Annotated in this window: 21 protein-coding genes and 1 pseudogene; 10 read left to right on the top strand and 12 right to left on the bottom strand. The window is 72.8% G+C overall.

The window, feature by feature from the left end:
* Positions 1 to 89: 89 nt before the first annotated feature.
* From ilvD to ACZ62B_RS37820, 4 genes are all read right to left on the bottom strand, one after another.
* Entirely contained in the window at positions 90 to 1,943 is a 1,854-nt protein-coding gene (gene ilvD / locus ACZ62B_RS37835; protein WP_344568408.1) for a dihydroxy-acid dehydratase, read from the bottom strand.
* Positions 1,944 to 2,054: 111 nt separating this feature from the next.
* Positions 2,055 to 2,702, bottom strand: coding sequence for a TetR/AcrR family transcriptional regulator (locus ACZ62B_RS37830; protein WP_468721860.1), 648 nt, complete (start codon positions 2,700 to 2,702; stop codon positions 2,055 to 2,057).
* Complete coding sequence (locus ACZ62B_RS37825) at positions 2,699 to 3,538, bottom strand: sugar phosphate isomerase/epimerase family protein (RefSeq protein WP_344568404.1); 840 nt, start codon at positions 3,536 to 3,538, stop codon at positions 2,699 to 2,701. The genes ACZ62B_RS37830 and ACZ62B_RS37825 overlap by 4 nt, the downstream gene beginning before the upstream one ends.
* Before the next feature lie 72 nt (positions 3,539 to 3,610).
* Entirely contained in the window at positions 3,611 to 4,552 is a 942-nt protein-coding gene (locus ACZ62B_RS37820) for a Ppx/GppA family phosphatase (RefSeq protein ID WP_344567520.1), read from the bottom strand.
* Positions 4,553 to 4,692: 140 nt separating this feature from the next.
* On the opposite strand from ACZ62B_RS37820, the gene ACZ62B_RS37815 reads away from it, so the two are divergent.
* Positions 4,693 to 5,565 carry a DUF3109 family protein gene (locus ACZ62B_RS37815; RefSeq protein ID WP_344567518.1) on the top strand — a complete coding sequence of 291 codons (873 nt, stop codon included), beginning with the start codon at positions 4,693 to 4,695 and terminating at the stop codon, positions 5,563 to 5,565.
* A gap of 110 nt (positions 5,566 to 5,675) precedes the next feature.
* Here ACZ62B_RS37815 and ACZ62B_RS37810 read toward each other — a convergent pair whose 3' ends face one another.
* Positions 5,676 to 7,451, bottom strand: a complete 1,776-nt coding sequence (locus tag ACZ62B_RS37810) for a BACON domain-containing protein (RefSeq protein WP_344567516.1) — start codon at positions 7,449 to 7,451, stop codon at positions 5,676 to 5,678.
* Positions 7,452 to 7,725: 274 nt separating this feature from the next.
* Between ACZ62B_RS37810 and radA the strand changes: the two genes are divergently transcribed.
* Both radA and disA read left to right on the top strand, forming a co-directional pair.
* Complete coding sequence (radA, locus tag ACZ62B_RS37805) at positions 7,726 to 9,135, top strand: DNA repair protein RadA (protein ID WP_344567514.1); 1,410 nt, start codon at positions 7,726 to 7,728, stop codon at positions 9,133 to 9,135.
* Positions 9,136 to 9,216: 81 nt separating this feature from the next.
* Complete coding sequence (gene disA, locus ACZ62B_RS37800; protein ID WP_344567512.1) at positions 9,217 to 10,341, top strand: DNA integrity scanning diadenylate cyclase DisA; 1,125 nt, start codon at positions 9,217 to 9,219, stop codon at positions 10,339 to 10,341.
* Positions 10,342 to 10,515: 174 nt separating this feature from the next.
* Here the strand turns inward: disA and ACZ62B_RS37795 are convergent, their stop codons facing one another.
* Positions 10,516 to 11,370 (bottom strand): hypothetical protein, encoded by an 855-nt coding sequence (locus tag ACZ62B_RS37795; protein ID WP_344567510.1) that lies wholly within the window; start codon positions 11,368 to 11,370, stop codon positions 10,516 to 10,518.
* 174 nt (positions 11,371 to 11,544) lie between these two features.
* On the opposite strand from ACZ62B_RS37795, the gene ACZ62B_RS37790 reads away from it, so the two are divergent.
* Positions 11,545 to 12,198 carry a phosphatase PAP2 family protein gene (locus ACZ62B_RS37790; protein ID WP_344567508.1) on the top strand — a complete coding sequence of 218 codons (654 nt, stop codon included), beginning with the start codon at positions 11,545 to 11,547 and terminating at the stop codon, positions 12,196 to 12,198.
* Between the two features lie 6 nt (positions 12,199 to 12,204).
* On the opposite strand, the gene ACZ62B_RS37785 is transcribed toward ACZ62B_RS37790, so the two are convergent.
* Complete coding sequence (locus tag ACZ62B_RS37785; protein ID WP_344567506.1) at positions 12,205 to 12,870, bottom strand: response regulator transcription factor; 666 nt, start codon at positions 12,868 to 12,870, stop codon at positions 12,205 to 12,207.
* Complete coding sequence (locus ACZ62B_RS37780) at positions 12,867 to 14,450, bottom strand: sensor histidine kinase (protein ID WP_344567504.1); 1,584 nt, start codon at positions 14,448 to 14,450, stop codon at positions 12,867 to 12,869. The genes ACZ62B_RS37785 and ACZ62B_RS37780 overlap by 4 nt, the downstream gene beginning before the upstream one ends.
* A 131-nt stretch (positions 14,451 to 14,581) precedes the next feature.
* Here ACZ62B_RS37780 and ACZ62B_RS37775 point away from each other — a divergent pair, with 131 nt between their 5' ends.
* From ACZ62B_RS37775 to cseC, 5 genes are all read left to right on the top strand, one after another.
* Positions 14,582 to 15,517, top strand: a complete 936-nt coding sequence (locus ACZ62B_RS37775; RefSeq protein WP_469693833.1) for an HhH-GPD family protein — start codon at positions 14,582 to 14,584, stop codon at positions 15,515 to 15,517.
* A 312-nt stretch (positions 15,518 to 15,829) separates the two neighbouring features.
* Positions 15,830 to 16,405: a SigE family RNA polymerase sigma factor gene (locus ACZ62B_RS37770; RefSeq protein WP_344567501.1), complete on the top strand. Its 576-nt coding sequence runs from the start codon at positions 15,830 to 15,832 to the stop codon at positions 16,403 to 16,405.
* On the top strand, positions 16,393 to 17,049 hold the full coding sequence (locus tag ACZ62B_RS37765) for a hypothetical protein (protein ID WP_344567500.1): 657 nt from the start codon (positions 16,393 to 16,395) through the stop codon (positions 17,047 to 17,049). The genes ACZ62B_RS37770 and ACZ62B_RS37765 overlap by 13 nt, the downstream gene beginning before the upstream one ends.
* A gap of 144 nt (positions 17,050 to 17,193) precedes the next feature.
* A complete protein-coding gene (gene cseB / locus ACZ62B_RS37760; RefSeq protein WP_344567499.1) occupies positions 17,194 to 17,892 on the top strand; it encodes a two-component system response regulator CseB in 699 nt (232 codons plus the stop codon).
* Between the two features lie 9 nt (positions 17,893 to 17,901).
* Entirely contained in the window at positions 17,902 to 19,248 is a 1,347-nt protein-coding gene (cseC, locus tag ACZ62B_RS37755; protein ID WP_344567497.1) for a two-component system sensor histidine kinase CseC, read from the top strand.
* Between the two features lie 235 nt (positions 19,249 to 19,483).
* Here cseC and ACZ62B_RS37750 read toward each other — a convergent pair whose 3' ends face one another.
* From ACZ62B_RS37750 to ACZ62B_RS37740, 3 genes are all read right to left on the bottom strand, one after another.
* A complete protein-coding gene (locus ACZ62B_RS37750) occupies positions 19,484 to 19,927 on the bottom strand; it encodes a VOC family protein (protein ID WP_344567494.1) in 444 nt (147 codons plus the stop codon).
* 60 nt (positions 19,928 to 19,987) lie between these two features.
* Positions 19,988 to 20,425, bottom strand: a complete 438-nt coding sequence (locus tag ACZ62B_RS37745) for a helix-turn-helix transcriptional regulator (RefSeq protein WP_344567492.1) — start codon at positions 20,423 to 20,425, stop codon at positions 19,988 to 19,990.
* A gap of 110 nt (positions 20,426 to 20,535) precedes the next feature.
* The gene (locus ACZ62B_RS37740; RefSeq protein ID WP_344567490.1) at positions 20,536 to 22,113 is read right to left on the bottom strand and encodes an MDR family MFS transporter; all 1,578 of its coding nucleotides are present in this window, start codon (positions 22,111 to 22,113) and stop codon (positions 20,536 to 20,538) included.
* 137 nt (positions 22,114 to 22,250) lie between these two features.
* Between ACZ62B_RS37740 and ACZ62B_RS37735 the strand changes: the two genes are divergently transcribed.
* Complete coding sequence (locus tag ACZ62B_RS37735; RefSeq protein ID WP_344567488.1) at positions 22,251 to 22,847, top strand: TetR/AcrR family transcriptional regulator; 597 nt, start codon at positions 22,251 to 22,253, stop codon at positions 22,845 to 22,847.
* A 19-nt stretch (positions 22,848 to 22,866) separates the two neighbouring features.
* Here the strand turns inward: ACZ62B_RS37735 and ACZ62B_RS37730 are convergent.
* A pseudogene (locus tag ACZ62B_RS37730) lies at positions 22,867 to 22,977 on the bottom strand (M23 family metallopeptidase); the annotation flags it as partial.

Genomic DNA, 22,977 nt, shown 5'->3' with positions numbered 1-22,977 from the left:
CGCCCGTCGGGCGCGCGCATGCGTGAGCCCGCCAGGGCGTCGCGCGAGGCGGACGCGGGCCGGCGGGCTCGGTGTGCGGGTGGGGTGGGTCAGCCGAGCTTGGTGATGTCGCGCACCGCGCCCTTGTCCGCGCTGGTGGCCATCGCCGCGTACGCCTTCAGGGCGGCGGAGACCTTGCGGTCGCGGTTCTTCGGGGCGTACCGGCCGTTCAGGGCCTGCTCGCGGCGGGTCAGTTCCGCCTCGTCGACCAGCAGCTCGATCGAGCGGTTCGGGATGTCGATGCGGATGCGGTCGCCGTCCTCGACCAGGGCGATGGTGCCGCCCGAGGCCGCCTCCGGGGAGGCGTGGCCGATGGACAGGCCGGACGTGCCGCCCGAGAAGCGGCCGTCGGTGATCAGGGCGCAGGCCTTTCCGAGGCCGCGGCTCTTCAGGTACGACGTCGGGTAGAGCATCTCCTGCATGCCGGGGCCGCCCTTGGGGCCCTCGTAGCGGATGACGACGACGTCGCCCTCCTTGACCTGCTTGGTGAGGATCTTCTCGACGGCCTCGTCCTGCGACTCGCAGACGACCGCCGGGCCCTCGAAGGTCCAGATGGACTCGTCGACGCCGGCCGTCTTCACGACGCAGCCGTCGACGGCGAGGTTGCCGCGCAGGACCGCCAGGCCGCCGTCCTTGGAGTACGCGTGCTCGACGGAGCGGATGCAGCCGCCCTCGGCGTCCTCGTCGAGGGAGTCCCAGCGCTCGGACTGGGAGAAGGCCTCGGCGGAGCGGACGCATCCGGGGGCCGCGTGCCACAGCTCCACGGCCTCCTGCGACGGGGAGCCGCCGCGGATGTCCCAGGTCTTCAGCCAGTCGGCCAGGGACGGGCTGTGGACGGAGTGGACGTCTTCGTTGAGCAGGCCCGCGCGGTGCAGCTCGCCCAGCAGGGCGGGGATGCCTCCCGCGCGGTGCACGTCCTCCATGTAGTACGTGCGGTCCTTGGCGACGTTGGGCGCGACCTTGGCCAGGCAGGGGACGCGGCGCGAGAGGGCGTCCATCTCGGTGAGGCCGAAGGGGACCTCGCCCTCCTGGGCGGCGGCCAGCAGGTGCAGGATCGTGTTGGTGGAGCCGCCCATGGCGATGTCGAGCGCCATGGCGTTCTCGAAGGCGGCGGGGGTGGCGATGTTGCGGGGCAGGACCGAGTCGTCGTCCTGCTCGTAGTAGCGGCGGGTCAGGTCCATCACCGTGCGCGCGGCGTTCTCGTAGAGCGCCTTGCGGGCGGTGTGGGTGGCCAGGACCGAGCCGTTGCCGGGGAGGGAGAGGCCGATGGCCTCGGTCAGGCAGTTCATCGAGTTGGCGGTGAACATGCCGGAACAGGACCCGCAGGTCGGGCAGGCGTTCTCCTCGATGCGCAGGACGTCCTCGTCGGAGGTCTTCTCGTTGGCCGACTCGACCATCGCGTCGATCAGGTCCAGCGTGCGCACCGTGCCGTCGACCAGGGTGGCGCGGCCGGACTCCATCGGGCCGCCGGAGACGAAGACCGTGGGGATGTTCAGGCGCAGGGCCGCGTTGAGCATGCCCGGGGTGATCTTGTCGCAGTTGGAGATGCAGATCAGGGCGTCCGCGCGGTGCGCCTCCACCATGTACTCCACGCTGTCCGCGATCAGGTCGCGGGAGGGCAGGGAGTACAGCATGCCGCCGTGGCCCATCGCGATGCCGTCGTCGACGGCGATGGTGTTGAACTCGCGCGGGATGCCGCCGGCCGCGACGACCGCCTCGCTGACGATGCGGCCGACCGGGGCCAGGTGGGTGTGGCCGGGGACGAACTCCGTGAAGCTGTTGGCGACCGCGATGATCGGCTTGCGGCCGATGTCCGCACCCGGTACACCGGAGGCGCGCATAAGGGCGCGGGCGCCCGCCATGTTGCGGCCGTGGGTGACTGTGCGGGACCTCAGCTCGGGCATCGTCGCTCGCTCCTTCGGAGAGTTATGACTGTCGTCGAGCGTACGCCGGTCATCCAGAGGGCGGGACGAGGTGTCCGGATTTCGGGACGGGTGTCTCAGTCCGCAGGGGTGTCAGCGCCCGGTGAGGTGCCCCTGCACCACCGGTGCCACCCGCCTGATGATCTGCTCGGCGTCCGCCGAGGCCAGCGGCTCCATCCTGATCACGTACCGGATCATCGCGATCCCGACCAGCTGCGCGGCGGCGAGCTCGGCGCGCAGCTCCGCGTCGGGGACGTCGAGCTGTCCGGCGATCCGGCGCAGCAGCTGGCCGGCGATCAGGCGGCGGAAGACACCGGCCGCGATCTCGTTGTTCACGGCGGAGCGGACGATCGCGAGCAGCGGGGCCCGGCTGACCGGGTTCTCCCAGAGGCCTATGATCATGCGGGTCATCCGCTCGCCGGCCTCCTCCACGGGGCCGTCGAGGATCGTGTCCCGCACGGTGAACGCCGGCGCGAAGGCGACCTCCACGGCGGCCTCGAACACCTGCTCCTTGGTGCCGAAGTAGTGGTGCACCAGCGCGGAGTCGACCCCGGCCGACTTGGCGATGCCCCGGACGGACGTCTTCTCGTACCCCCGCGCGGAGAACTCCTCGCGGGCCGCGTCGAGGATGCGGTCCCGGGTGCCGGCCGATTCCGTACGAGGAGGGCGGCCGCGGCGCCGGGTGGTGCCGTCGCCCCGCGCGGGAGTACCCGGGCCGTCGCCCGAGGCGATACCGGTCACCGGCGGGGCACCTCGATCGCGGAGGCGGCGGAGGACAGGTGCCGGCGGGTGAACTCCAGCGCCTCGGCCAGGTCGGCCTCGCGCTCCGCGCTCGACATGGCCCGGCGGGTGTTGACCTCGATGACGACATGGCCGTCGAAGCCGCGCGACGCGAGGCCCTCCAGCACCTCGGCGCAGGGCTGGTCGCCGCGGCCGGGCACCAGGTGCTCGTCCTTGGCGGAGCCCCGGCCGTCGGCGAGGTGGACGTGGCCGAGGCGGTCGCCCATGCGGTCGATCATCTGCAGGGCGTCGGTGCGGGCGGTCGAGGCGTGGCTGAGGTCGATCGTGAAGTGGCGGTAGTCCTCTTTGGTGACGTCCCAGTCGGGGGCGTACGCGAGCATCTCGCGGTCGCGGTAGCGCCAGGGGTACATGTTCTCCACGGCGAACCGCACGTCCGTCTCGCCGGCCATCCGCCAGACGCCCTCCACGAAGTCGCGGGCGTACTGCCGCTGCCAGCGGAAGGGGGGATGGACGACGACCGTGCCGGCGCCGAGCCTCTCGGCGGCGGCCTGGGCGCGCTGGAGCTTGGTCCAGGGGTCGGTGGACCACACGCGCTGCGTGATGAGCAGGCAGGGCGCGTGGACGGCCAGGATGGGGATGCGGTGGTAGTCGCTGAGTCTGCGCAGGGCCTCGATGTCCTGGCTGACCGGGTCGGTCCACACCATGACCTCGACGCCGTCGTACCCGAGGCGCGCGGCGATCTCGAAGGCCGTCGCCGTCGACTCCGGGTAGACGGAGGCCGTCGACAGGGCGACCTTCGCATCCGGGATGCGGACTACGTCCCTTGGTTCTGCCACGAGCCTCAGGTTACGGGGTGGGGCCGGGTGGGTGCGGGGTGCCCGTTCGCCGTTGTGGTGTTTGTCATGGACTCAGGGCCGCTCCCCCTGGCCCAGGTGATCCAGCCTGCGGAGTATCACGCCCTCCCGCAGGGCCCAGGGGCAGATCTCCAGGCGTTCCACGCCGAACAGGTCCATGGCGCCCTCCGCGACCAGGGCCCCGGCGAGCATCTGGCCCGCGCGGGCCTCGGAGACGCCGGGCAGTTCGGCGCGCTCGGCGGCGGTCATGGCGGCGAGCCGCGGCATCCAGCCCTCCAGGGACTCCCGCTTCAGCTCGCGCTGGACGTACAGGCCCTCGGCGGAGCCGGGGGCGCCGGCGATGCGGGCGAGCTGCCTGAAGGTCTTGGAGGTGGCCACCACGTGGTCGGGTGCGCCGAAGCGGCTGAAATCCCCGATCGTGCGGGCTATCTCGGTGCGGACATGGCGGCGCAGCGCGCGTACGTCGTCCGGCTCGGGCGGGTCGCCGGGCAGCCGCGCGGCGGTGAGGCGGCCGGCGCCGAGCGGCAGGGACACCGCGGCGTCGGGCTCCTCGTCCATGCCGTAGGCGATCTCCAGGGAGCCGCCGCCGATGTCGATGACGAGCAGCTTCCCGGCCGACCAGCCGAACCAGCGGCGGGCGGCGAGGAAGGTGAGCCGGGCCTCCTCGTCGCCGCTGAGCACCTGCAGCTCGACCCCGGTCTCCTCGCGCACGCGCGTGAGGACGTCGTCGGCGTTGTACGCGTCGCGCACCGCGGAGGTCGCGAACGGCAGCAGCTCCTCGACGCCCTTGTCCTCGGCGGCCTGGAGCGCCTCGTGGACGACCGCGACCAGCCTGTCGACGCCGTCGGGGCCGATGGCCCCGTCGTCGTCGAGGAGTTGGGCGAGGCGCAGTTCCGCCTTGTGCGAGTGCGCGGGCAGCGGGCGCGCGCCGGGGTGCGCGTCCACCACCAGCAGATGCACCGTGTTCGAACCCACGTCGAGGACACCGAGTCTCATGTACGGAACGCTACTGCCCGCCGCGCGGTGTGATGCCTCTTCCAGTGATGCCTCTTGCGGTGACGCCTCTCGTGGTGACGCCTCTTTTGTGGTGGCCGAGCCGGTCCCGGCGAGGAGCATGGGCGACTTACCCTGGACGGGTGCCAAAGACGAAAAAGGCGAAGGACGAAAAGACGGACAAGAAGGCCAAGAAGGACAAGAAGGCCGGACTGGCCGAGGGTTCTTCGCGGGTGACAGCACCACGGGCGCCGGGAGCGGCGCCGGTGGACGACGAGAAGGGGCTCGACTTCGCCCGCGCGTGGGTGGAGTTTCCCGATCCGGCGGACGACGAGCAGGTCTTCCGCTGCGATCTGACATGGCTGACCTCTCGCTGGAACTGCATCTTCGGCAGCGGCTGCCAGGGCATCCAGGCGGGCCGCGCGGACGACGGCTGCTGCACCCTGGGTGCCCACTTCTCGGACGAGGACGACGAGAAGCGGGTCGCCGGGCACGTGGCGAGGCTCACTCCGGACATCTGGCAGCACCACGCGGAGGGCACGAGGAACGGCTGGGTCTCCGAGGACGAGGACGGCGACCGTCAGACCCGCCCGTTCCAGGGCTCGTGCATCTTCCAGAACCGGCCGGGCTTCGCGGGCGGCATGGGCTGCTCGCTGCACATCCTCGCCCTGAAGGAGGGCCGGGAGCCGCTGGAGACCAAGCCGGACGTGTGCTGGCAGCTTCCCGTCCGGCGGACCTACGACTGGATCGACCGGCCCGACGACACGCGCGTGCTGCAGGTGTCGATCGGTGAGTACGACCGCCGGGGCTGGGGTCCGGGCGGCCACGACCTGCACTGGTGGTGCACCTCGGCCACCTCGGCGCACGGCGCCGGGGACCCGGTGTACGTCTCCTACCGCGCGGAGCTGACCGAGCTGATGGGCAAGGCGGGCTACGACCGTCTGGTCGAGCTGTGCGAGGAACGGCTGGCCTCGCAGTTGCCCCTGCTGGCCCCGCATCCGGCGGACCCCGCCTGACGCTTCCCGGGGCGTGTCCGCGAAGGCGCGCCGTCCGCCCACAGGGCAGGGCCCGCGTCATCAGGTGTGGTGCGTCGCGAGCCAGGCGGGTCCTCACGGACGCGGCCCCGCTAGGACGCGGCCGGGTCCGGGGCGTCGCCCCCGGTGGGTGGCGGGTCCTCCGGGCCGGTCGTCACCGGGGCGGAGGGCGTGGGTCCGGTGGGTGTCGGACCGCCCGTCGTGGGGTCCGGGCCGGGTGAGGACGGCGGGTCGCCCGGTGTGGGCTGTGAGGGCGCCGGTGTCGTGGGCGCCGGCTCCGGGCCGGGCGACGACGGAGGCGGGGCGCTCGGCGTGCCGGGGTGCGCGGTGCCCGGGCCGCCGGGGTGGCCGGAGGGCGAGCCGCCGCCCGGGGTGGCGGGGACGGGGCCGTGGCCCTCGATGGTCACGACGGAACCGGCGGGCGAGATCGCCACGGCCGCGCTCCAGTGACCGGACGGTTCGCGCAACTGGTCGACGTGGACCCTGACCGTCACCGACTCGCCGGGCGCGAGCGTTCCCGACGACCGGTTCGGATAGAGCCAGGACGCTTCCGTCGACACGGACCAGCGGACCGGTTCGGTGCCCGTCGCGGTCAGGGTGATCAGCGTGGTGTCGCCGCTGTGGTCGGCCGTGACGCCCAGCGCGCCGGCGCCTTCGCGCCCGGCTCCGGCCACGCCCACGACCTCCACGGACACGTCCGGCTCGCCTTTCCCGCCGAATCCGGTCTCGGGCCGGGTGCTCGCGTTGCCGGTGTTCTCGTATCCGCCCGCTCCCTCGCCGTCGAGGTCGAAGGGGCCGGTGTCCTCCCGCGCGGAGGACGGGCGGTCGTCCCGGTCCTCGCCCACGGGGGTGCTCCGGTAGGCGGCCCACAGGGCGAGCACCGGCGCGGCGACGACGGTGGCGACGACCGTCGTCGTAACGGCACGCGCGCGCAGCCGGTCCCGCCGGGCGACACGGTCCTTGGGGTCCATCGGGAAGCCGCGCCGGTCGAAGCGGGGCGCGGTGGCACGCGCGCGTGGGGAGTGCGCCATGGCGGCGTGCAGGGCCGCTCCGGGCGCCGGGAGGACGGGCAGCGCGTCCGGGGTGACGCTGGTGCCGGGCCAGCGGCCGGGGACGGCCCGCTCGGCGGTACGACGACAGCGGGGGCAGTCGTCGACGTGCCGGACGAGTTCCCGGCGCAGGGTCGCGCTGAGCACGAGCCGCCGGTCGCCGGTGAGGTGCGCCACGCCCGGGCAGGCGCCGGTCTCGATGACGGCGAGCGCCGCGCGGGTGCGTTCCACCTCGCAGGCCGCGGCGGCGAGCAGCTCACGCGCGGCGGTCGGCTGCATGCCGAGCACGGCGGCGACCTCGTGGGCGGCGAGGTGATGGCGCACCGCGAGTTCGAGCGCCTCGCGCTGCTCGGGCGTGGTCCCGGCGGCCTCCGGCCAGGCCAGCTCGGCCAGTTCGCGGCGGCGCCGCTCCCGGACCTCCTCGGAGACGGCCGGGGCGGGGGCGGCCCCTGCCGCCCGCCGCCGGCCGGCGCGGCCCACGGCGTGGGTGGCCCGGCGTTGCCGCCCGGCCTCGGCCAGCTTGCGCAGACACGCCCAGCGGGCCAGGGCGTACAGCCAGGCCCTGCGGCTCCCGAGCTCGTCGGGGACGTGCCGGCCGCGGCGTTCCGCGAGCACGAGGACGTCGGCCAGGGCGGCGGTCGCCGCGTCGTGGTCGCAGAGGACGGACAGGCAGTAGGTGAACAGGCCGTCCAGATGGGACTCGTAGCGGGTGGCCGGCCGCTGGGCCAGCGTGCGCGCGGCCCCGCGGTCGCGCACTTCCCGGTGCGTCCGGTGGGTTCCGGTCGTGCGGGTCGAGGTCTCCGGGCCGCTGCTCGTCATCCGGCGACCGTAGGCGGCGCGGGACGGTGCCTACGGGAGCGCTGCGCGCTTTTAATCCGTACGGGTGAAACGATCCCTCTATCGGGGACAGGAACCTTTCGTTGCCCGTTCGCCGGCCCTCCGGGGCTGCCGCCCCGGACCCAGCTCCGGCCTGGACGGCCTCGTCCTCGCTCTCCCCCGGAGGGCACCCCGGACGGGCTGGAGACGCCGGGCCCGGTGCGAGGGGCGAGGGCACGGACGTCCCGTTGTCAGTGCCTGCCGTTACCGTTTTCGCATGGCTGCCCGTACCAAGACCACCAAGGACCGACCGTCCTACCGCTGCACCGAGTGTGGCTGGCAGACGGCCAAGTGGCTCGGTCGCTGCCCCGAGTGCCAGGCCTGGGGGACGATCGAGGAGTACGGCGCGCCCGCGGTCCGTACGACGGCGCCCGGACGGGTCACCACCTCCGCCCTGCCCATCGGCCAGGTCGACGGCCGTCAGGCCACCGCCCGCTCCACCGGCGTGCCCGAGCTGGACCGGGTGCTCGGCGGCGGCCTGGTGCCCGGCGCGGTGGTGCTGGTCGCGGGTGAGCCGGGCGTGGGCAAGTCCACGCTGCTGCTGGACGTGGCGGCCAAGTCGGCGAGCGACGAGCACCGCACGCTGTACGTCACCGGGGAGGAGTCGGCGAGCCAGGTCCGGCTGCGCGCCGACCGCATCCACGCCATCGACGACCACCTGTACCTCGCCGCCGAGACGGATCTGTCCGCCGTGCTCGGCCACTTGGACGCGGTGAAGCCGTCCCTGCTGATCATGGACTCGGTGCAGACGGTGGCGTCCCCCGAGATCGACGGCGCCCCGGGCGGCATGGCCCAGGTCCGCGAGGTGGCCGGCGCGCTGATCCGGGCCTCCAAGGAGCGCGGGATGTCCACGCTCCTCGTGGGCCACGTCACCAAGGACGGCGCGATCGCGGGTCCGCGCCTGCTGGAGCACCTGGTGGACGTCGTCCTGCACTTCGAGGGCGACCGGCACGCGCGCCTGCGTCTGGTGCGCGGCGTCAAGAACCGCTACGGCACCACGGACGAGGTGGGCTGCTTCGAGCTGCACGACGAGGGCATCACGGGCCTCGCGGACCCCAGCGGACTTTTCCTGACCCGTCGTGACGAACCGGTCCCGGGCACCTGCCTGACCGTCACCCTGGAGGGCCGCCGCCCCCTGGTCGCCGAAGTGCAGGCGCTCACGGTCGACTCGCAGATCCCCTCGCCCCGGCGCACCACGTCCGGCCTGGAGACCTCACGCGTGTCGATGATGCTGGCGGTGCTGGAACAGCGCGGCCGGATCAGCGCTTTGGGCAAACGGGACATTTACTCCGCGACGGTGGGCGGGGTGAAGCTGTCGGAGCCGGCCGCGGACCTGGCCGTCGCGCTCGCGCTGGCGTCGGCGGCGAGCGACACCCCGCTGCCGAAGAACCTGGTCGCGATCGGCGAGGTCGGCCTCGCCGGTGAGGTGAGACGGGTCACGGGTGTCCAGCGCAGGCTCACCGAGGCACACCGTCTGGGCTTCACGCACGCCCTGGTGCCGGGCGATCCGGGCAAGGTCCCGCCGGGCATGAAGGTGCTGGAAGTGGCGGACATAGGGGACGCCCTGCGGGTCCTTCCGCGCTCCCGTCGCCGAGAGGCCCCACGGGAGGCGGAGGACCGCCGGTAGACTTTGCCCAGGTCTCGCCCGTCCGTACGAACCGAGTGTGCGAAACGACGGCGCCCCAGAACCTGCGACCGGAGGAGTGCAGTGGCAGCCAACGACCGGGCAGCAGCTCCCGGAAAGTCCGGTGGGAGTACCGGCTCCGAGGGCCTGATGCGCGCCTCGCTGAGCGCCGTGGCACCCGGTACCGGGCTGCGCGACGGCCTGGAGCGCGTGCTCCGCGGCAACACCGGCGGTCTCATCGTGCTCGGTTCCGACAAGACCGTCGAGGCGCTGTGCAGCGGCGGCTTCGTGCTGGACGTCGAGTTCACCGCGACCCGGCTGCGTGAGCTGTGCAAGCTGGACGGCGGCATCGTGCTGTCGTCCGACCTGTCCAAGATCCTGCGGGCGGGCGTCCAGCTCGTGCCGGACCCGACCATCCCCACCGAGGAGACCGGCACCCGGCACCGCACCGCCGACCGCGTCTCCAAGCAGGTCGGCTTCCCGGTCGTCTCCGTCTCCCAGTCGATGCGCCTGATCGCGCTGTACGTCGACGGCCACCGCCGGGTCCTGGAGGACTCGGCGGCGATCCTGTCCCGCGCCAACCAGGCGCTGGCCACCCTGGAGCGCTACAAGCTCCGTCTCGACGAGGTCGCGGGCACGCTGTCGGCGCTGGAGATCGAGGACCTGGTGACCGTCCGGGACGTCTCGGCGGTCGCGCAGCGGCTGGAGATGGTACGCCGCATCGCCACCGAAATCGCCGAATACGTGGTCGAACTGGGCACCGACGGGCGTCTTCTCGCCCTTCAGCTCGACGAGTTGATCGCGGGCGTGGAGCCGGAGCGCGAGCTGGTCGTACGGGACTACGTTCCCGAGCCCACCGCCAAGCGTTCCCGTACGGTCGAAGAGGCGCTGCACGAGCTGAACGTGCTCACGCACGCGGAGCTGCTGGAGCTGCCGACGGTGGCCCGTGCGCTGGGATACACGGGATCGCCGGAGACGCTGGACTCCGCGGTGTCTCCGCGCGGGTTCCGGTTGCTGGCCAAGGTGCCGCGGCTGCCGGGGGCGATCATCGACCGGCTGGTGGAGCACTTCGGGGGGTTGCAGAAGCTGCTTGCCGCCAGCGTGGATGATCTGCAGACCGTGGACGGGGTCGGGGAGGCCCGGGCGCGGAGCGTGCGCGAGGGGCTGTCCCGGCTGGCGGAGAGTTCGATCCTGGAGCGGTACGTCTAGGAGCCCCTGGCTGCCGTCGGCCGGGGCCGGGTTCTCCTACCCGCGCTTGCGGGGTGTCTCCCCCACTCTCGGCTTCGCTCGAGCGGGAGGGACCCCCACCGCCCACCCGTGCCGCCTGGGGGTACCTCCCAGGCCCTTGAGGCACTGGGGGAGGCACGATTGCCCGCAGTCAAATCAGCTCGCCTTCAGCACGAACGACGTCCGCACCTTCTCGAAGCCCGGTGCCTTCGCCTCCACCAGGTAGGTCCCCGCGCCGGCCGTGCCGGCCTTCGGCGTCGCGCACTCCGGCTCGCTCGCCTTGCGGTCCCACTTCACGGTGTACGTGATGCTGTCCCCCGCCGGCACCCGGAACACCAGGCTCCGCGCCCCCTCCGGACAGTCGTCCGACGCCCAGTACGCGTCGTCGCCACTGGCCGGAGTGATCGTCAACACCGCGTTGTCCGGCCCGAGATCGACCTTGCAGTCGCTGCCGGAGGTGTTCCGCGCGGTGAGCAGGAACGTGGGCGTCTGCCCGGTCTCGTAGGAGTTGTGGGAGCTGCGCAGGGTGAACTTCACCGCGTTCGCCGTGCAGTTGGGCAGCGAGGACCCCGATCCGGCCGGCAGCGCGTCACCCGCGCCGACCCCCGCCGACGTACCGCCCTCGGAACCACCGCCCGCGCTGCCCCCGGCGCCACCACCGTCACCGCCACCGGAGTCCGCGGGATCGCCGTCGGCCCCGTCGTCACCGGACCCGGACGACGAGCCGCCCGAGCCGCCGGACCCGCTGTCGGACCCGCCGGACCCCGACTCGTCGCGTCCGCCCGGCGCCTGACTGATCGCCGGCCCCGAACTCGACGGTCCCGGAGTGATGGACGGCGCGGGATTCTTGCCGTTGGCCCCGTTGTCGCGGTCGCCACCGCCCCCGCCGCCGGAGACCACCACCCAGGTGATCAACAACGCCAACAGGGCCAGCACGGACAGCAGTACGGCCCTCCGACGCCAGTAGATGGTGGAGGGAAGCGGCCCGACCGGATTGCGCAGAGATCCCACGGCGCAAACTGTACGAGAGATCGGCGCGTTCGCTTGTCCCACCCGCCGCTCCGAGTCCAACTTTTCCGGATCATCATTCCGGTAAAGGCCCTGTGACCCCTGTCTTTCGTCAGGTACGGCACGCGACGATCGCGGGGTGTGACCGTATCGGCGTCTCGCCTACCGTGCGTGACCATGGACTTCGTGGACAGCGGGCTCTACCGCGACATCACCGACTACGCGCACGGCACCCCGGCATGGGTGCGGCACACGGCCGAGATCGGGACGGAGGCCGGACTGCTGGTGTTCGTCGCGCTGTTCGTGGCCGGCTGGTGGCGGGCGCGGCACTCCGGCACCCGCGCGTTCGCGATAGCGGTCCTTGCACCTCTGGCCACGGCTGTGGCGTACGTGTGCAGTGAGGTGCTCAAGTCCGGTGTGACTCAGGAGCGTCCGTGCCGGGCGGTCACCGACGCCGCCCCGTCGCTGGCGGAATGTCCGCCGCACGGCGACTGGTCGTTCCCGAGCAACCACGCCACGATCGCGGGCGCCTCGGCCCTCGCGCTGGTCCTGGTCCGGCGCGCGCTCGTCTGGCTGACGGCCCCGCTGGCCCTGCTCATGGCGTTCTCCCGGGTGTTCGTCGGCGTGCACTACCCGCACGACGTGGCGGCGGGCCTGCTGCTCGGCACGGTCGTCGCCTTCGCCGTCGTACGACTGGGCACACGACCGGCGGTCCGGCTCGCGGAGGCGATGCGCGCCTCGTCGGCGTCCACCGCGCGGTGGTTCACCGGGCCGGGACCGGAAACCGTCGCCCACGCGGTGCCGCCGTACGCCACGCACCGGCGCCGCTGAGCGGGTTCAGCCCGCCACCAGGCCCGCCTCGTAGGCGACGATCGCCGCCTGTACGCGATTGCGTACGCCGAGCCGGTCGAGGACCGCGCTGACGTACGCCTTCACCGTGCCCTCGACGAGGTGCAGCCGGGCGGCGATCTCCGGGTTGGACAGTCCGGCCCCGACCAGGCCGAGGACCTCGCGTTCGCGCGGGCTCAGCACCGCCACGCGCGCGTGCGCCTCGGCCTCCCGGGCGAGCCGGCCGCCGCCGTCGGATCCGCCGAGGCCCTCGATGACGTACCGGGCCACCTTGGGCGACAGGAAGGCCGCACCGCCCGCCACCGCCCGTACGCCCGCGATGAGTTCGTACGGGTCGCCGGACTTCAGCAGGAAGCCGGTGGCACCGCCGCCCAGGGCGCGGGCGACGTAGGCACGTTCGGAGAAGGTGGTGAGCATGGCGACCGCCGTGCCGGGGACGGTGCGGACGATCTCCTCGGCCGCCGCGAGCCCGTCCAGGCGGGGCATGCGGATGTCGAGCAGCGCCACGTCGGGGCGGTGCGCCCGGACCAGCTCGACGGCCTCGCGGCCGTCGCCCGCCTCGGCGACCACCTCCGTCTCGCCGCTGCTCCCCAGGATGGCGCGCACCCCGGCGCGCACCATCGCCTCGTCGTCGGCCAGCAGGACCCGGATCACGGTGCGAACTCCTCGTACTCGTCCCGCCCTTCGCCGGGCGTGCCGACGCGCGGGATCACGTTCTTGGCGGCCAGACGGCCCTTCTCGTCGAAGCAGAGCCGGAAGTGGTCGACGGAGACGAAGAGCTCGCCGCTCGCGCGGTAGTAGCGGCAGTCGGTGCCCTCGGGGGGCGCGGGGGCGCGCTCCGTCGGCGGGTCCTGGATGTGCCGGTCCGGCAGCACCCGCTCGACCTCCGCGGCCGGTGTGCCCGGACGCAGTCCGGCGTAGGCGGCGGGTTCCAGCACCGAGTGCGTCTCGGTGTACGCGTACCAGCCGAAGGCGACGCCGACCAGGACCACACCCGCGCCGGCGGCGGCGCCGAGACCGGCGGCCACGCGGCGGCGGGCGCGGGTGAAGGGGGCGGAGGCGGGACGGGGCGGCGCGGGCGCCGCGTCCGCCCGCGCGGGGACGTACGCCCGGACGCGGAACCCGCCGGCGTGCGGACCCGCCTCGAAGGTGCCGCCGACCGCGGTGACGGCGGCGCGCAGTCCGAGCAGTCCCGAACCGCCTCCGGGGGCCGGGGAACTCTCCGCTCCCGGCCGTCCGTTGGAGATGGTGACGGTCGCTCCTCGTCCGTCGTCCCCCGTCACCGCCACGACGACGGGCGCGCCCGGTGCGTACCGTGCCGCGTTGGTCAGCGCCTCCCTGGCCACCCGGTGCAGCAGCCGCTCGGCGACCCCGCCGGGTGTCACGGCCGCGCCCCGCCCGCCGGTCTCCCAGCGCACCGGCAGTCCCGACCCGGCGGCGCGGGCGACGAGTTGCTCGACGTTCTCGCCGGCCGGGGCGAGCGGCAGCGGCTCGTCGTCGTCCTCCCGCAGGACGCCGATGATGCGGTGCAGCCGGTCCGTGGCGTCGGCGGCCGCGGCACGCAGGTCGGCCGCGGCGGCCCGGTGGTGGCCGGGGAGGTCGGGGGCGACCTGGAGGGCGCCCGCGCGCAGGGCGATCAGGCTCAGCTCGTGGCCCAGGGAGTCGTGCATGTCCTGGGCGATCCTGGCCCGCTCGCGCAGCCGGGCGCGCTCCTCGGCCAGGCGCTGCTCCTCCTCCAGGCGGGCGGCCCGCAGCCAGCCCGCCGCGGTGAGCGCGCGGCTCTGGCCCCAGTAGCGCCCGCCGAGCCAGGGCAGGACACAGCCGAAGAGGAGGGTGCCGGTCAGGACCAGCCACTCGGGGACCGGGTCGGGCCCCACGAGCGCGATCTTCACGCCGCCGACGCAGGCGATGGCGGCGAAGCACAGCGCCGCGGGGGCCGTACGGGGCGACCGCAGGCCGAGCAGCAGCGCGAACACCGCGAGGGCGGGGCCGTAGGAGACGCTGAACAGCGCGGGCGTGGAGGCGAGGCTCAGCGCCGCCGCCAGCCCGAAGGCGACCGCCGGCCGGCGTCGGGCCACGGCGGTGGCGGCGGCGAGCACGCCGAGTCCGGCGAGCTGCTGCCAGAGCGGGCGCGGCTCGTTCAGACCGATCCGGTCGGCGCAGACCGCGGGCAGGGAGAGGGCCGCCCAGAGCAGGCAGCCCTTGCCGAGCGCGGCGGGACGGACACGTTCCATGGCCCTGACGCTACAAGCGGACGGGGGTGCGCCACCGCTGCCGATCGTCAGGTACGCCGTCACCCTGCGGGAGGCCTCCACCGTGGCGCTCCCACCACCGGCGGGCACCGGCGTGGGAGGATCGAGGGGCCATGACTGCTCCCACTAAGCCCCCGTACGGCAACGCCGCCGATTCCGCGTCCGAGCGTGCTCCCGGTGAGCCGCTGCACTCCCCCGTCATCGACTGGTTCGACGAGCACGCCCGGGATCTGCCGTGGCGGCGTCCGGAGGCCGGTGCGTGGGGGGTGATGGTCAGCGAGTTCATGCTGCAGCAGACCCCGGTGAACCGGGTGCTGCCCGTCTACGAGCAGTGGCTGGCCCGCTGGCCGCGCCCCGCCGACCTCGCCGCGGAGGCGCCCGGCGAGGCGGTCCGCGCCTGGGGCCGGCTCGGCTACCCGCGCCGCGCGCTCCGGCTGCACGGCGCCGCCGTCGCCATAACGGAGCGGCACGGCGGCGACGTGCCGGCCGACCACGCCCAGCTGCTGGCGCTGCCCGGCATCGGTGAGTACACGGCCGCGGCGGTGGCGTCGTTCGCGTACGGGCAGCGGCACGCGGTGCTGGACACCAATGTGCGCCGGGTGTTCGCCCGCGCGGTCACCGGTACGCAGTACCCGCCGAACGCCACCACCGCCGCCGAGCGCCGGCTGGCCCGCACCCTGCTGCCGGAGGACGCCCCGACCGCCGCGCGGTGGGCCGCCGCCTCCATGGAGCTGGGCGCGCTGGTGTGCACGGCGAAGAACGAGTCGTGTCAGCGCTGCCCGATCGCGGCGCAGTGCGCGTGGCGGCTGGCGGGCAAGCCGGCCCACGAGGGTCCGCCGCGCCGGGGCCAGACGTACGCGGGCACGGACCGTCAGGTCCGCGGTCGGCTGCTGGCCGTGCTGCGGGAGGCGCACGGCGCGGTGCCGCAGGCGGCACTGGACCGGGTGTGGCAGGAGCCGGTGCAGCGGGCCCGCGCGCTGGACGGTCTGGTCGCCGACGGTCTGGTGGAGCCGCTGCCGGGCGGCCTGTACCGGCTGCCGATGACCTGACACCCGGTACAGCCGTTTCACACACACGTCCGACGTCCGGTACAGCCGTTCCCCACACGCCTCACCGGTACGGCGGGACATATCCGCCCTTACCCGCCCCGACCACCCGCCCGCTTTACCCCGTTCCTCCTTCCGTTACACAACCGACGGACAGCCGAGCGCTTCCCGCAGGGTTCCTCGGACAGCGCCGTGACAACGCCTCCGTACCGTCGATCACGTGCTCGACAAGGGCACGGCGACGACGGATCACAGGCGGTACAACCGGCCCGCGCGGGCGGGCGGGCCGGCACGGGGAGCGGGAGGCGGTTCACCATGGCGCAGGACATGGCGCGGGGCGAGGTACGGGGTGAGGCACGAGGCGAGGTCCTCGCGTTCGAGGAGTACGTCCGCACCCGGCAGGACGCACTGCTGCGCAGCGCCCGCCGCCTGGTCCCGGACCCCATCGACGCGCAGGACCTGCTGCAGACCGCGCTGGCCCGGACGTACGGCCGCTGGGAGACCATCGAGGACAAGCGGCTGGCCGACGCCTATCTGCGCCGGGTCATGATCAACACGCGGACGGAGTGGTGGCGGGCCCGCAAGCTGGAGGAGGTGCCCACCGAGCAGCTCCCGGACGCCTGTGTGGACGACTCCACCGAGCAGCACGCCGACCGCGCCCTGCTGATGGACATCCTGAGGGTCCTCGCCCCGAAGCAGCGCAGTGTCGTGGTGCTGCGACACTGGGAGCAGATGTCCACGGAGGAGACGGCCGCCGCCCTCGGCATGTCGGCCGGAACGGTCAAGAGCACCCTGCACCGGGCGCTCGCCCGGCTCCGCGAGGAGCTTCAGGCGCGTGATCTGGACGCCCGCGCGCTGGAGCGTGAGGAGCGGGAGCGTTGCGCGGCCTGACCGGCGCGAGGCCCATCCGGGTCCGGACCACCACCAGGGCGGCGACCACGGCGACGGCCGTGCTCGCCGCCGTCGTCCTGTTCGTCACCGGCTGCGGCACGGGCGGCACCGGCGCGCGGGACGAGGGCCCGGCGCACGCGGACCCCGTGGCGAGCGCCCCCGCCGCCGCGGCGTCGCCCGATCCCTCGCGGGCCCCCGACCGGGTGAACGCGGTCCGGCTGGTCAAGGCCGACCCGAAGGTCTCGGCGGAGGTCAAGCGGGAGCTGCGGCCGTGCGTCGCCGACCAGTACCCCGTCGACGTGAGCTACGGCAACCTCACCCGCGGAGCCGTCGACGACGTCGTCGTCAACGTGCTGACCTGCGGGGACGCGGTGGGTGTCGGCACGTACGTGTACCGCGAGCAGGGCGGCGCGTACGTGAACGTGTTCTCGGCCGAGGCGCCCCCGGTGTACGCGGAGATCGACCGCGGGGACCTGGTGGTGACCAAGCAGGTGTACGACCGGGGCGACCCGGTGTCGAGCCCGTCCGGGGTGAACGTGATCACGTACCGCTGGGACTCGGGCCGGTTCACCGAGAAGTACCGCACGCACAACGACTACGGACAGGTGGCCGGCGCGGAGCCGTCACCGGCACCCGACAGCTGAGACATGGCTCACGTCGTGAACCGGCGGGGCCGCCCGGGCCGATGAACGGGTGAACCCGCGGACGCGGTCCCCGCGCCCGCGGGGTGAACGAGAAGAACACGCGCGCATCGACCCCGAGATCACACGAGGACTGAGAGCACCGGGATGGCAGACCAGACACACGTCCTGTTCGTCGAGGACGACGACGTCATCCGCGAGGCCACCCAGCTCACCCTGGAGCGGGACGGCTTCGCGGTCACCGCGATGCCCGACGGGCTGTCGGGCCTGGAGGCGTTCCGCGCGGACCGTCCCGACATCGCGCTGCTCGACGTCATGGTGCCCGGACTCGACGGGGTCAGCCTGTGCCGGCGCATCCGGGACGAGTCGACGGTGCCGGTGATCATGCTGTCGGCACGGGCCGACGCCATCGACGTGGTGCTGGGCCTGGAGGCGGGTGCCGACGACTACGTGACCAAGCCGTTCGACAGTGCGGTGCTGGTGGCCCGGATCCGCGCGGTGCTGCGCCGCTTCGGGCGCGCGAACGGCGGCCGGGAGGACGCGGACGGTCCGGGTGACGGGGGTGTGCTGGCGTTCGGCGAGCTGGAGGTCGACACCGGGGGCATGGAGGTGCGCCGGGCGGGCAGGCCGGTGGCGCTGACGCCGACCGAGATGCGGCTGCTGCTGGAGTTCTCGGCGGCGCCGGGCACCGTGCTCTCCCGCGACAAGCTGCTGGAGCGGGTGTGGGAGTACGGCTGGGGCGGTGACACGCGGGTCGTCGACGTCCATGTGCAGCGGTTGCGTACGAAGATCGGCCAGGACCGTATCGAGACGGTCCGTGGCTTCGGTTACAAGTTGAAGGCCTGAGCGAAGCGGATGCGCGGGTATTTCCGGCGCCTGGTGGCGGCGTGCGTCGACCAGGTGGGCATAGGTACGGGTCTGCGGTGGAAGCTCAGCGCGGCCATCGCGCTGGTCGGGGCGCTGGTGGCGGTCGCGCTGAGCCTGGTCGTGCACAACGCGGCCCGGGTGTCGATGCTGGACAACGCGCGCGACCTGGCGGACGAGCGCATCATGATCGCCCAGCGCAACTACGAGCTGTCGGGGCGGCTGAACTTCCCCAACACCAAGATCGACGATCCGGAGCTGCCGGAGGAACTGCGGGAGAAGGCCGAGGGGGGCCGGCGGGCGACCTACGTGGCCGACCGGCCGGGCGGGGCGCCGGACATCTGGGCGGCGGTGCCGCTGAAGAACGGGCATGTGATGTCGCTGCACTCCGGTTTCACGGACCGCAGCTCGGACATCCTCAAGGACCTCGACCAGGCCCTGGTGATCGGCTCCATCGCGGTGGTGCTGGGCGGCAGCGCGCTCGGGGTGCTCATCGGGGGGCATCTGTCGCGGCGGCTGCGGAAGGCGGCCACGGCCGCCAACCGGGTCGCGAAGGGCGAGACGGACGTCCGGGTGCGCGAGGCGATCGGCGGGGTGGTGCGCGACGAGACCGACGACCTGGCCAGCGCGGTGGACGCCATGGCGGACGCGCTGCGGCAGCGGCTGGAGGCCGAGCGCCGGGTCACCGCCGACATCGCGCACGAACTGCGCACCCCCGTGACCGGTCTGCTCACCGCCGCCGAGCTGCTGCCGCCGGGCCGGCCGACCGAGCTGGTGCTGGACCGGGCCAAGGCGATGCGCACCCTCGTCGAGGACGTCCTGGAGGTGGCCCGGCTGGACAGCGCCTCCGAGCGGGCGGAACTGCAGGACATCCTGCTGGGCGAGTTCGTCGCCCGGCGGGTGGCGGCGAAGGACCCGGACGTCACCGTGCGGGTGGTGCACGAGTCGGAGGTCACCACCGACCCGCGGCGCCTGGAGCGCGTGCTGCTCAACCTGCTCGCCAACGCCGCCCGACACGGCAGGCCGCCCATCGAGGTCACCGTCGAGGGGCGGGTCATCCGGGTCCGCGACCACGGGCCCGGCTTCCCCGAGGCGCTCCTCGCCGAGGGGCCGAGCCGCTTCCGCACCGGCAGCGCGGACCGGGCCGGCCGCGGTCACGGGCTGGGCCTGACCATCGCGGCGGGGCAGGCGCGGGTACTGGGCGCGCGGCTGACCTTCCGCAACGTACGGCCGCCGGGGGCACCGGACGACGCACCGGCCGAGGGCGCGGTCGCCGTGCTGTGGCTGCCCGAACACGCGCCGACGAACACCGGGAGCTATCCGGTACTGGCGCACTGACGCCCCCTCCGGCCCGAGGGCCGGAGATCCCGGTCCGTACCGCTTCGCGCCACCGCCACGGGTTCCCGCTTCGCGGGCCCCGGCCGGTCTCCGGGGAGACCGGGCCTCCGCGGGCGTCGCTTTCCGCCCGTCCGGCGGCGGGCCCGCCGGCTGCGGTGCCGGACGAAGCGGCTTCAGCGGTGGCACCGTGTCCCCGCGGGCCACCGGGGCGGGGGCCCGGCGCGGCGGGGGCGGTTCAGCAGGACCAGTCCTTGTCCGTGTCGAGGCCGCCCTCGCGGGGCTGGGTGAAGGAGAACCAGTTGCCGGAGTCGTCGCGGAACAGTGCCTCGGTGCCGTACGGGCGCTCCTGCGGCTCCTGGATGAACTCGACCCCGCGGGCCTTGAGCTCGGCGTAGTCGCCGTGGATGTCGTCGGTGGTCAGCACGCCGGGGCCGAGCACCCCCTTGGCCACCAGCTTCTTGATCATCTCGGCGGACTCGGGGTCCATGCCCGCGCCGGGGACCATCAGCGTCAGCTCGACGTCGGGCTGCTTCGGCGAGCCGACGGTGAGCCAGCGCATGCCGCCCTCGCCCAGGGTCATGTCGGTGCGGACCTCCAGGCCCAGCTTCTCGGTGTAGAACTCCTTCGCCCGGTCCTGGTCGAGGACCCAGACGGTGGTGATGGCGAGACCCTTGATCATGGCGTGCTCCCGTTGCGCGGCCGTTCCTTCAGTGCCCTGTCACCGTAGGCAGCGCCGCCGTCAGTCCGCTTCTCCGGAATTGCGCCGTGCCCCCGCCCTGCCCGGCCCGGGCCGGTAGCCGCCGAGCCAGTGCATGGCGTAGCAGCCCGGGATCAGGGCGGCGCCGCGCCCCACGTGCTTCGTGCGGTACTCGCTGGGGGTGAGGCCGGTCCAGGTCTTGAACCGCGCCGAGAACGTGCCCAGGCTGCTGAAACCGACCAGGTTGCAGATCTCCGTCACCGACAGGTTCGCGGTGCGCAGCAGGTCCTCGGCGCGCTCGATCCGGCGGTGCGTGAGGTACTGGCCCGGTGTCTCGCCGTAGGTCTCCCTGAAGGCGCGTATGAAGTGGTAGCGCGAGTATCCGGCGTGCGCGGCGATCGCGGCCAGGTCGAGGTCCGGGTCGGCCCAGTCCCGGTCCATCGCGTCCTTGGCCAGCCTCAGCTGCCGCGCCTTGTCCATGTGACCGATGGTGGCACGGGGGTCTGACAACGGGTCCGGACCCGTGCACGGGAAGGCCCCCGGAGGCGCGGGTGCGCCGCCGGGGGCCTTCGTGCCGCTCGGGAGGGGAGTCAGACGGGCTCGGTGACCGCCACCGGTGCCGGTGTGCCGTCGTCCTTCCGGGGGCCCTCGCCCTTCAGCGGGACCTCCTTGACGAAGACCGCCGCCGCCAGCGAGAGCACCGCGATCACGGCGCCCAGGAGGAACGCCGCGTGGGTGCCCGAGGACACCGCGTGCTGGTACGCCTCGCGGACCGCCTCCGGCAGCTTCGCCAGCTTCGCCGGGTCCAGCTGGGCTGACTGCTCGGTCACCTTGGACCCCAGGGCGCCGGCCTTCTGGGCCATGACGTCCTGGACGCGGTTGTTGAACAGGGCGCCCATGATCGCGACGCCGAAGGACGCGCCGAGGGTGCGGAAGAGAGTGGTGGACGAGGAGGCGACCCCCATGTCCTTCATCTCGACGCTGTTCTGCGCGACCAGCATGGTGATCTGCATCAGGCAGCCCATGCCGAGGCCGACCACGGCCATGAAGACGCCGGAGGTGAACCGGGAGGTCCCGGTGTCCATCGTGGACAGCAGGTACAGGCCGACGATCATCAGCGCGCTGCCGAGCACCGGGAAGATCTTGTACCGGCCGGTGTCGGTGGTGACCCGGCCCGCCACCATCGAGGTGACCAGCATCGCGCCGAGCATCGGCAGGAGCAGCAGGCCGGAGTTGGTGGCGGAGGCGCCCTGCACGGCCTGCTGGTAGAGCGGCAGGAAGAGCGTCGCGCCGAACATCACGAAGCCGGTGATGAAGCCGATGACGGACATCAGCGTGAAGTTGCGGCTGCGGAAGATGTGCAGCGGCACCACCGGTTCGGCGGCCCTGGTCTGCCAGAACACGAAGCCCACGAGGGACGCGACACCGAGGCCGATCAGCTCCATGATCCGCGCGGAGGTCCAGGCGTACTCCGTGCCGCCCCAGGTGGTGACGAGCACGACGGCGGTGATGCCGACGGTCAGCAGCGCGACCCCGAGGTAGTCGATGCCGGCCTTGGCCCGCTTCTTCGGCAGGTGCAGTACGGCGCCGACGGCGGCCAGCGCGATCGCGCCGAGCGGCAGGTTGATGTAGAAGGCCCAGCGCCAGCCCCAGTTGTCGGTGATGGTGCCGCCGACCAGGGGTCCGCCGATCATCGCCAGCGCCATCACGGCGGCCATCATGCCCTGGTACTTGCCGCGCTCCCGGGGCGGGATGAGATCGCCGATGATCGCCATGACGCCGACCATCAGACCGCCGGCGCCCAGACCCTGCACCGCGCGGAAGCCGATCAGCTCACCCATGTTCTGGGCCATGCCGCTGAGCGCGGAACCGATCAGGAAGATCACGATCGACGTCATGAAGGTGGCCTTGCGGCCGTACATGTCGCCGAGCTTGCCCCAGACCGGGGTGGAGGCCGCGGTGGCCAGGGTGTAGGCGGTGACCACCCAGGACAGGTGCTCAAGGCCGCCCAGCTCGCCCACGATCGTCGGCATCGCCGTACCGATGATCATGTTGTCGAGCATCGCGAGCATCATCGCGATCATGAGTGCGAGCAGGACCACCCGCACGCTCTTCGGCTGTTTGCCGGTGTCCGTCTCCACGGTCCCCGCCGCTGGTGTGTCCGCCATGATTCCTTCTCCCCCGGCCACGGTCGCGTGACCACTGCCACTTACTTGCCGCCCGGCTAGTTCACTATGCCGGAAAGCTAGTCGCGTAACTAGCCGGGCGTCAAGTAAGTTTTCGCCAAGAGGGGTCGAGTAGGAGGATGGGCGGCACCATGGACGGCACCAGACAACGGCGCCGCGGGAACACCCGCCAGCGCATCCAGGACGTAGCCCTCGAGCTCTTCGCCGAGCAGGGCTACGAGAAGACCTCGCTGCGCGAGATCGCCGAGCACCTGGACGTCACCAAGGCGGCGCTCTACTACCACTTCAAGACGAAGGAAGAGATCCTCGTCGGCATCTTCGAGGACCTCTCGCGGCCGATCGAGGACCTGATCGAGTGGGGGCGGAAGCAGCCGCACTCGCTGGAGACCAAGCAGGAGATCATCCGCCGGTACAGCGAGGCACTGGCGGGCGCGGCCCCGCTCTTCCGCTTCATGCAGGAGAACCAGGCGACGATCCGCGAGCTGAGCATCGGCGAGATGTTCAAGACCCGCATGCTCGGGCTGCGCGACATCCTCATGGACCCGGACGCCGACCTGGTCGACCAGGTGCGCTGCGTCAGCGCCCTGTTCACCATGCACGCGGGGATGCACGTCCTGCAGGACGTCGAAAGCGACCCCGAGGAGAAGCGCAAGGCCGTCCTCGAGGTCGCCATCGATCTGATCACCCAGGCCCACCGGGGGTCCGGGGGCGCTTAGGCGCCGTGTGCGCGGCGGGTCAGACCGTCACGCCCTTGGAGCGGAGGAACTTCGCCGGGTCGATGGCGGAGCCGTAGTTCGGGGTGGTGCGGATCTCGAAGTGCAGGTGCGGGCCGCTGGAGTTGCCGGT

The sequence above is a fragment of the Streptomyces sp. NPDC053426 genome, from assembly GCF_055585405.1.
Note: the sequence above shows the minus strand (reverse complement) of the source record. Positions and strands in the feature narration are given on the sequence as shown.